Below are 14,872 nucleotides of genomic sequence, written 5' to 3'. Positions count from 1 at the left end.
AGCGCCACAGATCGGCGCCTTGCGGGGATCGGCTTACTTGCCGGTCTTGACCTTGGTCCACACACGGGTGCGGGCGCGGTCGGTGGTCTGCTTGATCTGCTTCAGCGAGAACAGCTTCAGCTTGCTGTCGGCCGGCAGGAAGATGCCCGGGTTCGACTTGATGTCGTCGGCCACCATCGGCAGCGAGGCCGGCACCGCGTTGGCGTAGCTGACCTTGTTGGAGATGTTGGCCATGTTGGCCGGGTCGAGCACGAAGTTGATGAACTCGTACGCGCCCTCCTTGTTCGGCGCGTCGGCCGGGATCGCCAGCGTGTCCCACCAGACCTGCACGCCTTCCTTCGGCGTGATGTATTCGACCTTGGCGCTCTTGGCCTCGGCGGCGCGGGCGGCGCCCTGGATGGCGTCGCCGTTGTAGGCCATCACGACGCAGGCGTCGCCGCCGGCCAGGATGTTGATGTTCTCGCCGGTGACGAAGCGCTTGATGTAGGGACGGACCGCCATCAGCGTCTTTTCGACCTTCTCCAGATCCTCCTTCTTCTCGGAGTTCGGATCGAGGCCGAGGTAGTTCAGAACCGACGGGATCACGTCGATGGCCGAATCCATCACGGTGATGCCGCAGGCCGCAACCTTCTTCGCCACTTCCGGCTTGAAGATCAGGTCCCAGCTGTCGAGCGCGACGTCGGGGGCGACGGCCTTGATCTTTTCCGGGATGATGGCGATGCCGACGGTCCCGCCGAGATAGGGCACGGCGTACTTGTTGCCGGGGTCGGAGTTCTCCAGCAGCTTCAGGACCTTCGGGTCGAGGTTCTTGTAGTTGGGGATCTTCGACTTGTCGAGCGGACCCACAACCTTCGCCTGGATCAGGCGGGACAGGGTGGGCTCCGCGGTCGGCACGATCACGTCATAGCCGGACTTGCCGACGAGCACCTTCTGCTCCAGCAGTTCCAGGCTGTCGTACAGGTCGACCTTCGTCTCAGCGCCCGTGGCCTTGGTGAAGTCGGCGAGGGTCGTTTCACCCAGATAATCGTTCCAGATGTAGATGTTGACCGGCTTCTTGGCCTGGGCCATCGCCGGGCCGGCGATGGCAATCGCCGCGACCGCGCCGATGAGGCTGAGAGCGAGTTTTTTCATGATTTGCCCCGACCTGTTCGTGAGTGTTGCGGGCGCCGCCACATCCCAACGGCATACCCGGCTCGCGGGCGCTATTGCACCCACGGCCGGGCATGTTGTCAACGGTTTGGGTCGAGGTCGGGAACCGCTTTCCGGGCGGCGGCCATCTGTCCGAAGCCTTGCCCGATCAACCGGCTATCCGGGGAGGGTCGCCGCGGTTTCTTTCCGCGCCCGGGCTTCGTCCAGCAGGCGCTGGGTCTCGCGGATCAGGGCGCGGCGACGCGCGCTGTCGATCTCGTGCTGCACCGCCGCCGCCGCGACGTCGGCACCGCAATGGGGGCAGTCGGTCTCGTGCGGCCAGATATACTGGTTGCAGCCGCGGCAGAGCGTCAGGCTGGGCGGCACCACGCCGCCTTCGGGGGAGCGTTCATAGGCGTGGCGATGCACCTTTGCCGGGTCGCGCTCCGGCAGGCCGGGGGAGTCGGCGCCGGGGATCGGCTCCTGGATCAGGGCGAATTCGCCGATGGCGAAGGCCTCGTTCGGCGCATCCTTGATCTTCACCACCCGCTCGCGCAGGCCATGCCTGGCGAGGTCGAGCACCCGGTAATGGCAGTAGGGATTGTTGCCCCGCTTGCCCAGCAGAGACTCGGAGGTCCAGGTACAGCCGGCGCGGCAGATGTCGGCATAATAGCAGGTGCGGCAATAGCCCCACAGCTCGTCCACCGACCGCAGACGGCCGAACTGCATCCGGTCGGCATGGCGCCAGATGTCCTCCACGCTCATCTCGCGGACGTTGCCGGCGGCATAGAGGGAGGTCGCCAGCGACGGGCAGCCCTTCAGGGTGCCGTCCGCTTCGATGCCGATGCCGATCTGTCCGGCGGCGCAGCCGGACCAATGCATCCGGTCGTCGCCCAGGCCGCGCCAGATATGCTCGTAGGGGCCGTAATAGCCGACATTGTTGCCGACCACCATCAGCAGCCCGCGGTCCAGCCCCTCGCGATAGAGGCGGGCCAGCAGCGGCATGACGTCGAGAAGGCGGTGCGGCTGCAGCAGCAGGTCCGGATTGTCGACGGCGTTGCCCATGGCGACGGTGAACTGGATCTGCCAGTGGGTGGCCCCGGCCTCGATGATCCGGTTCATCAGCTCCGGCAGATGGTCGGGGGTTTCGGGGCCGATCTGGGTGTTGACCGACACCGCCAGCCCGCGCTCCTTGGCGCGGCGCAGGGCGCTCATCGCCTGATCGTAGGAGCCGGGAACGCCGCGCACCCGGTCGTGCAGGTCGGGCAGCCCGTCGATCGAGACGCCGATGGCCTGGAGACCGGCCTCCACCGCCTCATCCAGCCGGCGGTCGGTCAGATTGCGGCCGCCGGTCTGCACGGCGGTCCTGATGCCGTGGCTGCGGCAGCGCCGGATGATCTCCACCCAGTCCTTTCGCAGATAGGCCTCGCCGCCGATCAGCGAAATCTCGCGGGTGCCGAGCGCGGCCAGACGGTCGACGAGGTCCAGCGCCTCCTCGGTGCTCAGCTCGTCCGGCCGGGGCCGGCCAGCGCGCGATCCGCAATGCTGGCATTTCAGGTTGCAGGCGAGCGTGGTTTCCCAGACCACCAGGACCGGCACCAGCTTGCGGAAATCGTCTTCGTCGCAATAGCGCGCCGGAACGGATGCCGGCTGATCCAGGCGATGATCCGGGAGCTGATCCGGGGGCTGATCCGGGGAGCGGGCCGAAAGGTCGGGGCTGGGAAGCGGCTGGTCCATGGTTCCGGAATCTTCCTCGCAATGGCATTGGCTCTGAATATCGGCGGCTCCCTATATCGGCGGCGCGGCACCGCCGGGGTGCGGGCGGCATGGACGCCGCACCCCGGCCGCAGCACGCCGGCCGAAGCCGATCAGCCGTTCCTCTCGGCCTTGGCGATCTCGACCTTCAGGAGCTGCAGCAGCCCCGGAATGTCGCCGTAGGTGGCGAGATGCTGCTCGGCCTCGGCCGCGACCTGCTTCATCGTCGCCAAATCGCCGCCGGCGATGGCTTCGGTCATGGTGGCCATGTACATCGGACGGAAAGGGGCAAGGGTCGAGTCGGTCATCTGTCGGTTCCTCAACTTTGAATGGCGGAAATGTTGGAAACGGTCGATCGGGAAGCGGTCGATCGGGAATCAGGGGGCGGGGCAGGCCCGACCGGATCAGGTACCGGCTTCGGCCTTGGCGATCTCGACCTTCAGCAGGTTGAGGACGCCGGCGACGTCGCCGTGTTCGGCGAGATGCTGCTCGGCGGCGGCGGCCACCTCCTTCATCTTCGCCAGATCGCCGCTGACGATGGCGTCGGAGATCGCCACGCCGTAAGGCTTGATGGAGCGCATGGGTGCTTCGGACATGTGGAGACTGCTCCGCGGGAAAATTGGAAAAACGACTGCGTGCCCGATCAGCTTTTCGCTTCGGCTCTCGCGATCTCGATCTTCAGTGCCTGGAGCAACGTGCCGACGTCGCCATGTTCGGAGAGATGCCGCTCGGCGGCGGTGGCGGCCTCCTTCATCTTGGACAGGTCGCCGCTGGCGATCGCCTCGGTCATGGCGCCGCCGTAGAGCATGCGAATGGGAGCGGTGGACATCCGATGATCTCCTTCAAGACATGATTGGAGAAATGCGCTTTGCATGCGCAGCTTGATGCCGATGTTTGAAACTGGCGAAATTCCTGAGTGAATGGACGACAGCTGAAAATCGGCAAATATATGCGAGACCGAAGAGCGGCATTTGAAAACACAAATGCTAGTGGCTGCAAATTTTCATACTAATGTGTGAATATCGTACCTTGTTTTCAGAAAGCTATATCCACGCTCTGGTAGAGGTCAATTGTTAATATGTTATTTTTAATTTTGTTTTTGAAAGAATGCTTTTGTAACTGATTATTGTTTGTCACCGCATGCGACCGGTGCTCCGTCCGGCGCTGGTGCGCGGGAGATCATTCACACCGGACGCAAAGAAAAAGGGACGCCGCACCATTCGGGCGGCGTCCCTGCTTCGGCGCAAGGCGGTGCCAGAGGGCCAATTCCGGCCTCGGCAATACCGATCTTCAAGAATTGGTCAGTTCGCGGCCTTGCCCATGATCGACGATAGAGCGGCAGGAGGGAGGCCGGCTGCGACCGCATGGGGCGAAAATCCCGTGCGTTGAGTGTCGCAACCGGCGAAGAGTTCCCTCTTCCCAGGCAACGGCCTGCCGGCCGGCGCCCGGGCCTCCTGTCGTAAAAATCGAATACGCTTGTATTTTCGCTCGCGAATATGCTGTCAGTTATATCCATCAGGCGATTCCGGTCAATACCGGAATCGTGACATTTGATTTTCAATTTGAAAGATTCGGTGACGGGAATTGTTGCCATAACAGGGTATTCATCAAGACGCCGACAGCCGCGTGGCCGCGGTATTTGTGCAAAGCAAAAAGAAAGCGCCGCGACTGCTGCCGCGGCGCCTTCGTCATTCCCAACCGGTGGAGGGCGGGTCCTTGGGTGCGGGTCTTGTGGGGGGCTTCAGCTCTGCGCGGTCAGCACGACGCCCAGCACCACCAGCAGGGTGCCGATGACGCGGGTCAGGCTCATGGTCTCGCCCAGCAGCAGGACGCCGAGCGCCAGCGTGACCAGGAAGCCCAGGCCGACGAAGGGATAGGCCATGGTGACCTCGACCTTCGCCAGCACCGCCAGCCACACCACCATGCCCAGCCCATAGCAGGCGAGCCCGGTCAGGATATGCGGCGTGGCGACGACCGACAGGGCGATCTGCCCGGCCTCCCCCCGCGCCAGGGCGGTCGACACCGCCGGGCTGGACATGCCGATCTTCAGCGAGATCTGGGCGATGGCGGACAGGGTGACGCTCAGCAGGATCAATCCGACGACGGCGATGGGCATGGGGACTCCCGGATAAGGGCGGAAGGAGAATGGGGCCGGCGGCTCAGGTCCGGCCGAAGAGGAGGGCGACGCCGCAGACCGCTCCGATGGCGAGACTCCATTTGTCGCGGGCGGCGAACACCACCGGATCGTCGTGCATCAGTCCGCGGTGGGTCTGCAGCCACACCCGCCCGATCCAGAAGAGCAGCAGCGGGCAGATGATCCACAGCGCCTGCGGCTGGTCATAGACGCGCCCCACCTCCGGGCTGTTGATGTAGAGCGCCATCACCAGCACCGAGAGGAAGCCGGCCGACACGCCGATGGATTGCAGGACCGGCATGTCGGCGGTCACATAGCCGCGCCCCTCCGCCTGCTCCAGCCCGAGCTTCATCATGCTGTCCATCTCCGAATAGCGCTTCACCATCGCCAGGCTGAGGAACAGGAACATGGAGAAGGCCAGCAGCCAGAAGGACGGGACGATGGCCGTCGCGGTGGCGCCGCCCAGCACGCGCAGCGAATAGAGCCCGGCCAGCAGCATCACGTCCCAGATCACCCGGTTCTTGGCGAACAGGTTGTAGAACAGCGACGACGCGGCGTAGGTCGCCAGGGCCGCCAGGAACAGCGGCGGCAGCGCCACCAGCGACAGGACGAGGCTCGCCAGCAGCAGGCCGGGGATCAGCGACAGGCCGAGGTCGAGCGGCAGGTCGCCGGCGGCGAAGGGACGGCGGCGCTTGCGCGGGTGGCGCCGATCGGCCGGCAGGTCGAGCAGGTCGTTCAGCACATAGATGCTCGACGCGCACAGCCCGAAGGCGAGGAAGGCGGTCGCAGCCTGCAGGGTCGGGCCGACCTCGCCCAGCTTCTGGCCGGCCAGCAGCGGCACGAAGACCAGCAGGTTCTTCAGCCACTGGTGCAGGCGCAGCGCCTTGAAGATCAAAAGCAGGCGCGGACGGCGCGGGGTCGTGATGGTCTCCAGCGGGCAGAGGGAGGCGGCATGGCGCAGCACGGCGGCCGGCGCATCCACCGCGATGCCGCGGCGGGCGCCGCGCCAGATCGCATAATCGGCCTCGTCGTTGCCCATGTAATCGAACACGCCGGACGGCACCTGCGCGCGGATCGCCTCGTACTTGCGCTCGCTCTTCAGGTTGACGCCGTTGTTGCTGGCGAGCACCTGATCGAACAGGCCGAGATGACGGGCGATGGCGTCGGCATATCGGTGGTGGGCGGCGGTGGCCAGCACCAGCCGGCGCCCATGCTTGCGCTCGGCCTCCAGCCGTTCCAGGACGGCGGGGTTGTAGACGAGGCCGGCCGGGTCGATGTCGACGCGCCGGGCCAGTTCCGCCTTCAGCCGCGCCTTGCCGCCGGCCAGCCAGACCGGCACGAGCAGCGCCGCCCAGGGCTGGGCCTTGATCAGGCCGAACAGCGATTCGTAGAGAAGGTCGGTCTTCAGCAGCGTGCCGTCGAGATCGACGAACAGCGGCGGATCCTCCGCGGCGGGCGGCGGGACCGATGTTTCGGCCGCGGCGGCGCGGGGAAGTGCGACGGTGGTCGCGGTCAGGCCGGGAGCACCCGCAATATCGCCCGCATGCGGATTGCGGTCCCCGCGGTCGCCGCCTTCCGCCCCGCCCCAGACCAGAGTGGCGCGGTCGTGCCGGCCGGCCAGCACGATTGTCAGCCCCAGCAGCATCAGGGTGGCGAAGAACAGGTAGGATTGCAGGACGTTCAGCGCGGTGTCGGCCAGCGCGTTTACCGGCCAGAACAGCAGGTTGCCGGCCAGGAAATAGGCCGCGGCCAGCAGCGCCGCCGCCCCTGCCGGACGCCGCAGGCCGGGCTCCAGCAGAAGCAGGAAGGCCAGCGCGAAGGCCGGCAGCAGGATGCCGTAATGATGCACCCAGGCGACCGGCGAGCCGACGGTGAAGCAGATGCCGGCAACGACGAAGGGCAGGATCCGCTCGGCCCCCCGGTCGCGCCGGCGCCACAGCAGGCCGAGGCCGACGAAGGCAAGGCCGGAGATCTGCGTGGCGATGTGGACCGCCGGATGGTAGGGGGCGAAGGCCTCCGCCGACCAGTCGAGGTTGTTGCCGTTGTGCAGCAGGCGGTTGACCAGCCCGTTGACGGTCTGGTTGACGTGATAGCTCTCGCCATGGCGGCCGATGAACAGCAGCACGTCGAGATAATCGACCATCGGCGCGAAGCCGTAGAACAGGGTCGCCAGCGCCACGCCCGGCACCACAACGGCCGCCCAGCCCGCCGCCATCCGCCAGTCGGCGCGCAGGACCGCCCAGACGAGGAACAGCGACATCTGCGGCTTCATCAGCGTCGATGCGCCGAGCAGGGCGCCGCACAGGGCGCGCCGGTCCCGCAACAGGGCGATGCAGGCGAAGACGAAGGCGGCGTTCAGCCAGACCTGCACCTGCCCCAGCGAAAAGGCCTTCAGCACCGGGTAGAAGCACAGGGTCGCGACGAAACCGAAGCCGCCGAGCAGCACCTGGGTCATGCGGTCGTCACGGGCACCCGGCACGCGCAAACGGGCGGCCATCTCCAGCACCAGGATCGCCATGCCGGCCGCGGTCGCCAGAACGAACAGCAGATTGACCCGCTCGAAGGCCACGAGGTTCAGCACTCCCAGCGCCTTCATCGCCTCCAGCGGCAACAGCGAGGTCACCGGATACTGGAACTTGATGTGCTGCTGGAAGAACACCCCTTCATAGACGTTCTCGCCGGGCCGCTCGTGCAGCCAGTTGAGCGCCGCGATCATCGGATCCCAGCTGTCGACCGGAATCAGGTCCTGGTTTTCCAGCACGAACAGGTTCTGGATGTCGGTCAGGTTGCTGGCATGGCCGCCGCGGTGCAGCGCCAGCCCGAGCAGCCCCGTCGTCAGCACGATGAACAACGACGCGAGGATGATGCTGCGCTGGACCCAGCCAACGCTGTGGAGGCCGGTCCGAAGGGACGGGATCGCTGGTTGCATGCTCATGCTTGGCCATCCATCGGTTGCCCATCGATTGTGTCGAGACAGTGTCCCTGCGCCGGTTCGGCCGCTCGCCTGGATTATCCAAGAAGGCAATCGAGGGCACAGCGCGGCGGCAGGGGTCGCCGTCTCCGCGAAAAACGGTTACGTGTGTTGACTATTTTCAAAGGAGATAACAAATTGCAGCGACGCCGAGACGCCATGCGGCACCCGCATCTCCTCCCTCCTCCTCTGATACCGCCGAAAATACACTGCGGCTTTGCTTTGAAAGTCTTCGATTTCGTGTTGCGGCGGCCATAGGCGGATTAACGCCGGCTTTGAAATTTCCGGCTGTGCCGACACGGCCGGTCGGCGCGGTCGTGGCATGGAACGACGGCCGGCGATCGATCGGGGTGGGGCTGCGGGCCGGTCGGAGTAGGACGGGCGGCGATTAACGCCACACGGCCGGATTTCCTGGCCGAACTTGCGAAATTCCGTGGCGGACCGGCGCACGAACGGGGTGTCGGCCAACGCGATCCGCTAAGCGCCGGGCAAGCGCCGGACTGCCGGCCCCCGCACAGGAACAGGGAACCAAATACGTAAAAGGGGCGGCCGACGGATGTCTCCGCGGGCCGCCCCCTTGTTCGTCAACCCAAGGCTTCAGACGTTCAGCAGCAGGTTTTCCCGTTCCCACGAGCTGATGACACGGTTGTAGGCCTCGTACTCCGCCTCCTTCACGCAGGCGACGGCGTCGATGAAGCGTTCGCCGAGGATTTCCTTCAGCGGCTTGCAGGCATTGAACTTGGTCAGCGCCTCCGACTGGTGGCGCGGCAGGGTGAAGGCGAGGCGGTAGGCGGAGCCCTTGATCGGGTCGTTCGGCTCCAGCCCCTGGATCATGCCGATATAGCCGCAGGCCAGCGACGCCGCGATGGCGAGATAGGGGTTGGCGTCGGCGCCGGCCACCCGGTTCTCCACCCGGCGGGCGTCGGGCTGGGAGACGGGGACGCGCAGGCCGGTGGTGCGGTTGTCGCGGCCCCAATGCACGTTGATCGGCGCGTCGGAGTTGGGGACCAGCCGGCGGTAGCTGTTGACGTTGGGCGCCAGCAGCGGCATCGCATAGGGCAGGTATTTCTGCAGCCCGGCGATGTGCGACATGAACAGGGCGCTGTCGGTGCCGTCGGGGTTGGCGAACAGGTTGCGGCCGCTGTCGGTGTCCACCACCGACTGGTGGATGTGCATGGCGCTTCCCGGTTCGCCCTGCATCGGCTTAGCCATGAAGGTGGCGTAGATGTTATGGCGCATCGCCGCCTCGCGCGCCGTGCGCTTGAACAGGAAGGCCTGGTCGGCCAGTTCCAGGGCGTCGCCGTGGTTGAAGTTGATCTCGATCTGGGCGGCGCCGGCCTCGTGGGTCAGCGTGTCGATGTCGATGTCCTGCTTCTCGCAGAAATCATAGACCGCCTCGAAGATCGGATCGAATTCGTTGACGGCATCGATGCCGAAGGCCTGCCGCCCGCTTTCCATCCGGCCGTTGCGCCCGACCGGCGGCACCAGCGGATAATCGGGATCCTTGTTGACCTGGACCAGGAAGAATTCCAGTTCCGGCGCCACCAGCGGCTTCCAGCCGCGCTCCTCGTACAGCGACAGCACGCGCTTCAGGACATGACGGGGCGAGACGTCGACCGGCTTGCCGTCGGCATAGACGCAGTCGGTGATGACCTGGGCCGTCGGCTCGTTGTACCAGGGGACGAAGCGGATCGTGCGTTCGTCCGGGATCATGTAGATGTCGGAATTCTCGTCCGAGGTGATGTCCTCGTCATCGGGGAATTCACCGGTCACGGTCTGGACGAAGATCGCCTCGGGCAGGCGCAGGCCGCGGTCGCGCAGGATGCGGAGGAACTTCTCGGCGGGGACGATCTTGCCCCGCGCGATGCCCGACATGTCGGGTACAAGGCATTCGACTTCGGTAATGCGGTTCTTCTTGATGAAGTCTTCCATAAAACCCATGGGTATGGCGGACCGCTCCGGGCGATGGGCAGCCCCCTCCGTGCTGTGAACGACAGCGACACTATGACGCCGTTCCGGCGGACCGCGCCAGTGGGTTCCGCATGATGCTTTGGTGAAACTGCCGCCTTTCCGTTGACCTCCCCCATCGGCTGGGCCTTAACTGCCGCCATGCCGAAAGCCACATACCTGAACAGCTGGTACGCGGCCTCAGCCGCACCCCGCGTCGACCATCCCGTTCTGGAGGGCGAGGTCGCCTGCGACGTCTGCATCGTCGGCGGCGGCTACACCGGCCTGACCGCGGCGCTGGAGCTGGCGGAACGCGGCTTCGACGTCGTCCTGCTGGAGGCCGAGCGCTGCGGCTGGGGGGCGTCGGGCCGCAACGGCGGGCAGATCATCACCGGCTACAACAAGCCGATGGCGGCCATCGAGGGTTGGATCGGCAAGGAGGATGCCCGCCGCCTGTGGGAGTTCGGCGAGGAGGCCAAGGCCCAGCTGGCGGAGCGGGTGGAGCGCCACGCCATTGCCTGCGACCTGACCTGGGGCTTCGCCTATGCCGCGCTGAAGCCGCGCCACATGCAGGACGTGGCGGCGCTGGAGCAGGAAATGCGCGACGGCTACGGCTATGACCGGGTGCGGCGCCTGGACCGCGCCGGCATCCGCGCCCATGTCGGCAGCGACGCCTATATCGGCGGGTTGCTGGACGAGGGCAGCGGCCATCTGCATCCGCTGAACTACGCGCTGGGCCTCGCCCGCGCCGCCGATGCCGCCGGGGTGCGCATCTTCGAGAACAGCCGCGCCCTCGCCATGGACAGCGGCGCCGCGCCCTGGGTCCGCACCGAGCGCGGCCGGGTGACGGCGAAACACCTGATCCTGGCCGGCAACGCCTATCTCGGCGGGCTGGCCCCGGCGCTGGACCGCACCATCATGCCGGTCGCCACCTACATGATCGCCACCGAACCGCTGGGAGAGGAACGGGCGCGCGCCCTGCTGCCGACCAACATCGCGGTGTCGGACATGAAGTTCTCGCTGGACTACTTCCGCCGCTCCGCCGACCACCGGCTGCTGTTCGGCGGCGGCGTCAGCTATTCGGGGGTGGACGCACCGGGGCTGAAGCAGGCGATGCGGCTGAAGATGCTGGCGATCTATCCGGACCTGAAGGACGCCCGTGTCGAGTATTTCTGGGGCGGGCGGGTCGCCATCACCATGAACCGCATGCCGCATCTGGGCCGGCTGTCGCCGACGACGCTGTATGCCCACGGCTACTCCGGCCATGGCGTGGCGCTGGCCGGGATGGCCGGACGGCTGATGGCGGAGACGGTGAGCGGCACAGCCGGGCGGTTCGACGTGTTCGCCCGCATCCCCCACACGCCGTTCCCCGGCGGGCGGCGATTCCGCACGCCGGCGCTGGTCCTCGCAATGATGTGGTTCCGTCTGCGCGATCTGCTGTAGGCTGCGCAAGCAATCGACAGCCCCCTCCTCCGGCCTTTGAGTCCCCTCCCCGCCCATGACCGATACCTCCAGCAGCGACGAGACCACCCCTTCCTCGGAAGCCGTCCCGGAGAAGGACTCCGGCCCGGACTCCGGCGTCGCCGAAAAGGCCGCGCAGGAGAATGTTCTGGTCCAGCCGATGCGGGACACGCATTTCGATTTCCAGCACAAGGTCTTCAGCCTGCCCGGCGCCTTCTTCTGCCAGGAGCCGAACAGCAAGGAGCCGGTGCTGAACATCCTGCTGGGCGACCTGAAGGCGGCGCTGGCCTTCCCCACCCTGATGGAGTCCTTCCAGATCGAGGACGGCACCCACGACGCCCGCCTGCTGGAGATCATCGAACAGGGGCTGGCCTTCGTGAAGCAGATCCGGCCGGGCGAGGAAATTCCGGGCGAACTGCTGGACGGCCGCGCCTCCTGGTCGGTGGAGGACAGGCACCGCATCACCGCCAAAGGGCGGCTGACCATGCAGATCGTCTCCTCCTTCACCGGAAACGAGATCATCGTTTCCGACCAGTCGCAGCTGGAACAGCTGTTGGATGATCCGCAGACACACGAGAAGATGAAGGCCGCCTTCGCCAAGATCGCCGAGCGGCTGAAGCTGACCAACAACGCCGAACAGTATCTGACCGACCGCATCGACGATCTGGCGCAGGAACTGTCCTACATCGAGGCGCTGCGCGACCGCTTCAGGCACATCCGCCGCATCGATCAGGCGATGGCGAAGCTGGTCACCATCTATCGCACCGACCGGACCTTCTGCAGCGAGTTGAACCGCATGCAGGGGCTGATCCGCAAGCCGCTGCGCGAATACGACATGATCTTCGATCAGGCCGACGCCCAGACCGGCGACATCGTCGGCGCGCTGCGCAACTTCCACCCCACCATCCAGTTCATCCGCAAGATCCGCGACGACCTGCGCGCCAAGCTGCTGGAATGGGAGGAGCTGTTGCAGGGCTGGGACGAGGTCACGATGGAACGCTCGCCGAAGGTGGAGGCGTTGCAGAAGCAGACCTACCGGTTCCTGGCAAGCCGCTACATCGAAACGACGGTGTGGAAGCGGGGCGGATAAACGAAAGGGGCGCCGCCAGCCGGCGACGCCCCCTCGGTCACTTCAAGAACAGGACTTACCAGCTCTTCGCACGGGCCGCCGGCTTGCCGTTGCCGTGGGCTTCACGACGGGCATGGCCATGGTCCGGACGGGCGTCGCCGCGGTGGTTGTCGTTGCGGGCATAGTCCGGACGCGGGCCGCGCGGACCCTTGGACTCGCCGTTGCGGTGCCACGGCTTGCCGGCGCCGCCACCCGGACGGCCGTTGCGGGCCGGCGGACGGCCGGCGCCACCGGTGGTGAAGGGGCGCGTCGGCTCAAGGCCGGGCACCACATGCACCTCGAGCGTCGCCTTCGTGTAGCGCTCGATGCGGACCAGCGTCTCGCGGTCGGCGCGGGCGGCGAAGGAGATCGCAACGCCCGAGGCGCCGGCGCGGCCGGTGCGGCCGATGCGGTGGACATAGTCCTCCGCCGAGCGCGGCAGGTCGAAGTTGATGACGTGGGTGATGTCGCGCACGTCGATGCCGCGGGCGGCGACGTCGGTGGCGACCAGCAGGCGGACCTGACCGGTGCGCAGACGCTGGAGCGTGCGGTTGCGCTTGGTCTGGTCCATGTCGCCGTGCAGGGCGGCGGCGGCATGGCCGGCGGCGCTCAGCTCCTCGGCCAGCGTGTCGGCATCACGCTTGGTGGCGGCGAAGATGATCGCCTTGCCGACTTCTTCCTGGGCGGCGAAATGCTGCAGCAGGCGGCGCTTGTGGTCCAGATCGTCGGCATGGTGCAGACGCTGTTCCACGTTGATCGCGGTCGCCTGGCTCTCGACTGCCACGCGCTCCGGGTTGCGCAGCAGGTTGCCGGCCAGCTGCGCCATGCGGCGGTCCAGCGTGGCCGTGAACAGCAGGGTCTGGCGCGTCGGCGGGCAGCACTTGGCGATGGTCTCGACATCGTCGAGGAACCCCATGTCCAGCATGCGGTCGGCCTCGTCGAGGATCAGCACCTCGACCTCGTCCAGCGCGATGCGGCGGCGGGCGACATGGTCCAGCAGGCGGCCCGGGGTGGCGACGAGAACGTCGACCGGGCGCGACAGCAGGCGCAGCTGCTCGCGGTAGGGCATGCCGCCGACCACGTCCACGATGTTCAGCTTCATGAACTTCGCGTATTTGCGGGCGGCGTCGGTGACCTGCTTGGCCAGCTCGCGGGTCGGGGCCAGAACCAGCACGCGCGGGGTGGCGGCGCCGTTCAGCGGCAGCTCGGCGGTGCGGGTCAGCGCCGGCAGCATGAAGGCGGCGGTCTTGCCGGTGCCGGTCTCGGCGGTGGCGAGGATGTCGCGGCCCTGGAGAGCCGGCGGAATGGCCGCGAGCTGGACCGGGGTGGGAACGGTGTATTCGAACGCCTCGAGGGCCTTCAGGACGAGCGGGTGCAGGCCGAGTTCGGAAAACGTCAAGTCGTAACAACCTTCTCAAAGCAACACGGCACGGCCCCGCGCGCCCCGATGGCGGGCGTGGGACATACCGGCGGACTCGCCGGGAGGAGGTCGATAGAGGGAGAGGCGTCTATCCGATGCAGCGGCCAGAGCGTCCCTAGAACCCTGGGACGTTTGCCCCCGAAGGAGCTGCCGTTGCGCAATCACAGCGCGTCTCGCTCAAGAGACGCGCGAGCCTCCAGCGATCAAGACGCCCTACATATGCTATTGCGCCGCACAAGACAAGGGGGATCGCCGAACGAGCCCCGCGTGCGTCACTTGACGACCATGCGTTCGATGTAGATGTCGCGGATCAGCCCGGTCCCCGCCTCGCGGTTGACGGCGTCCCTGATGCGCGCCTTCAGGAAGGTTGCCGAACCGGGGCCGGTCAGGATTTCGCTGTCGGTTTGGCCGATGGTCTGGAACAGGCGGTCGGCGATGCGGTCCTGGTAACGCAGCACGCGGTCGGCGGTCACCTTCGGCGCCAGCACCAGCGAGACCTGCATCTCCACCGCCCGCGACCCGCCCAGCGGCACCTCCATCGCCGGCAGCTGCGCCAGATGCGGTTTCGGCCCCATCCGCGCCTCGATCCGCCGCTGTTCGAGGATGCGGTCCACCGCGATGCCGCCGCCATAGGCCAGCCCCGCCAGGGTCAGCAGGGCGATGACGACGACGATCAGCAGGCGGGTCGGGTGCGCGGGCTCCGGCTGTGGGGCATGGTGCGGCACCAGCGCTTCGCGCAGTGGGTCGGGAGGCTTTGGCGCGCCATAGAGAGTGCGGTGCGTGACCATGGTCGGCCTCCTGCAGGCCGGGCGGGGGCAACGCGGAGTGTAGCGCGGTGGGGGTTAAGATTCGGTGGAGGGTGGTTGCCTGATGCCCCCTCCCCAACCCTCCCATAGGCGCTAACATGAGAGGGAAGCGATAGACGGGTCGGGCGTGACGAATTGCGCT

General features: G+C 66.5%; 12 protein-coding genes. 2 read left to right on the top strand and 10 right to left on the bottom strand.

Going from position 1 to position 14,872, the window contains the following annotated elements; all coding sequences use genetic code 11:
• Positions 1 to 33 precede the first annotated feature (33 nt).
• From FZ029_RS28935 to FZ029_RS28900, 8 genes are all read right to left on the bottom strand, one after another.
• Entirely contained in the window at positions 34 to 1,131 is a 1,098-nt protein-coding gene (locus tag FZ029_RS28935; protein WP_149273264.1) for an extracellular solute-binding protein, read from the bottom strand.
• Positions 1,132 to 1,305: 174 nt separating this feature from the next.
• Complete coding sequence (locus tag FZ029_RS28930; RefSeq protein ID WP_211104253.1) at positions 1,306 to 2,865, bottom strand: GDL motif peptide-associated radical SAM/SPASM maturase; 1,560 nt, start codon at positions 2,863 to 2,865, stop codon at positions 1,306 to 1,308.
• A gap of 131 nt (positions 2,866 to 2,996) precedes the next feature.
• The gene (locus FZ029_RS28925) at positions 2,997 to 3,191 is read right to left on the bottom strand and encodes a DUF1843 domain-containing protein (RefSeq protein ID WP_149199109.1); all 195 of its coding nucleotides are present in this window, start codon (positions 3,189 to 3,191) and stop codon (positions 2,997 to 2,999) included.
• A 96-nt stretch (positions 3,192 to 3,287) separates the two neighbouring features.
• Positions 3,288 to 3,479 (bottom strand): DUF1843 domain-containing protein, encoded by a 192-nt coding sequence (locus FZ029_RS28920; protein WP_149199110.1) that lies wholly within the window; start codon positions 3,477 to 3,479, stop codon positions 3,288 to 3,290.
• A gap of 47 nt (positions 3,480 to 3,526) precedes the next feature.
• The gene (locus FZ029_RS28915) at positions 3,527 to 3,712 is read right to left on the bottom strand and encodes a DUF1843 domain-containing protein (protein WP_149273263.1); all 186 of its coding nucleotides are present in this window, start codon (positions 3,710 to 3,712) and stop codon (positions 3,527 to 3,529) included.
• A gap of 912 nt (positions 3,713 to 4,624) precedes the next feature.
• A complete protein-coding gene (locus FZ029_RS28910; RefSeq protein ID WP_085085754.1) occupies positions 4,625 to 4,999 on the bottom strand; it encodes an EamA family transporter in 375 nt (124 codons plus the stop codon).
• A gap of 43 nt (positions 5,000 to 5,042) precedes the next feature.
• Complete coding sequence (locus tag FZ029_RS28905; protein WP_149273262.1) at positions 5,043 to 7,952, bottom strand: UbiA family prenyltransferase; 2,910 nt, start codon at positions 7,950 to 7,952, stop codon at positions 5,043 to 5,045.
• Between the two features lie 633 nt (positions 7,953 to 8,585).
• On the bottom strand, positions 8,586 to 9,929 hold the full coding sequence (locus FZ029_RS28900; protein ID WP_149199113.1) for a glutamine synthetase family protein: 1,344 nt from the start codon (positions 9,927 to 9,929) through the stop codon (positions 8,586 to 8,588).
• Positions 9,930 to 10,097: 168 nt separating this feature from the next.
• Between FZ029_RS28900 and FZ029_RS28895 the strand changes: the two genes are divergently transcribed.
• Together FZ029_RS28895 and FZ029_RS28890 are read left to right on the top strand one after the other, a co-directional pair.
• Complete coding sequence (locus FZ029_RS28895; protein ID WP_149273261.1) at positions 10,098 to 11,378, top strand: FAD-binding oxidoreductase; 1,281 nt, start codon at positions 10,098 to 10,100, stop codon at positions 11,376 to 11,378.
• A 55-nt stretch (positions 11,379 to 11,433) separates the two neighbouring features.
• A complete protein-coding gene (locus tag FZ029_RS28890) occupies positions 11,434 to 12,486 on the top strand; it encodes a hypothetical protein (protein ID WP_149273260.1) in 1,053 nt (350 codons plus the stop codon).
• 55 nt (positions 12,487 to 12,541) lie between these two features.
• Here the strand turns inward: FZ029_RS28890 and FZ029_RS28885 are convergent, their stop codons facing one another.
• Together FZ029_RS28885 and FZ029_RS28880 are read right to left on the bottom strand one after the other, a co-directional pair.
• On the bottom strand, positions 12,542 to 13,903 hold the full coding sequence (locus FZ029_RS28885; protein ID WP_149273259.1) for a DEAD/DEAH box helicase: 1,362 nt from the start codon (positions 13,901 to 13,903) through the stop codon (positions 12,542 to 12,544).
• Positions 13,904 to 14,196: 293 nt separating this feature from the next.
• Positions 14,197 to 14,712, bottom strand: coding sequence for a flagellar basal body-associated FliL family protein (locus tag FZ029_RS28880; protein WP_149273257.1), 516 nt, complete (start codon positions 14,710 to 14,712; stop codon positions 14,197 to 14,199).
• Positions 14,713 to 14,872 lie beyond the last annotated feature (160 nt).

Source organism: Azospirillum sp. Sh1, from assembly GCF_008365135.1.
GTDB classification, from domain to species: Bacteria; Pseudomonadota; Alphaproteobacteria; order Azospirillales; family Azospirillaceae; genus Azospirillum; species Azospirillum oryzae.
This window is presented reverse-complemented; position numbering and strand designations above follow the sequence as displayed.

Excerpts from the sequence above, each read along its gene's own strand:
- FZ029_RS28905 (WP_149273262.1), bottom strand. The coding sequence starts at position 7,952 with ATGAGCATGCAACCAGCGATCCCGTCCCTTCGGACCGGCCTCCACAGC.
- FZ029_RS28930 (WP_211104253.1), bottom strand. The coding sequence starts at position 2,865 with ATGGACCAGCCGCTTCCCAGCCCCGACCTTTCGGCCCGCTCCCCGGAT.
- FZ029_RS28935 (WP_149273264.1), bottom strand. The coding sequence starts at position 1,131 with ATGAAAAAACTCGCTCTCAGCCTCATCGGCGCGGTCGCGGCGATTGCC.
- FZ029_RS28890 (WP_149273260.1), top strand. The coding sequence starts at position 11,434 with ATGACCGATACCTCCAGCAGCGACGAGACCACCCCTTCCTCGGAAGCC.
- FZ029_RS28880 (WP_149273257.1), bottom strand. The coding sequence starts at position 14,712 with ATGGTCACGCACCGCACTCTCTATGGCGCGCCAAAGCCTCCCGACCCA.
- FZ029_RS28895 (WP_149273261.1), top strand. The coding sequence starts at position 10,098 with ATGCCGAAAGCCACATACCTGAACAGCTGGTACGCGGCCTCAGCCGCA.
- FZ029_RS28925 (WP_149199109.1), bottom strand. The coding sequence starts at position 3,191 with ATGACCGACTCGACCCTTGCCCCTTTCCGTCCGATGTACATGGCCACC.
- FZ029_RS28915 (WP_149273263.1), bottom strand. The coding sequence starts at position 3,712 with ATGTCCACCGCTCCCATTCGCATGCTCTACGGCGGCGCCATGACCGAG.
- FZ029_RS28910 (WP_085085754.1), bottom strand. The coding sequence starts at position 4,999 with ATGCCCATCGCCGTCGTCGGATTGATCCTGCTGAGCGTCACCCTGTCC.
- FZ029_RS28920 (WP_149199110.1), bottom strand. The coding sequence starts at position 3,479 with ATGTCCGAAGCACCCATGCGCTCCATCAAGCCTTACGGCGTGGCGATC.
- FZ029_RS28900 (WP_149199113.1), bottom strand. The coding sequence starts at position 9,929 with ATGGGTTTTATGGAAGACTTCATCAAGAAGAACCGCATTACCGAAGTC.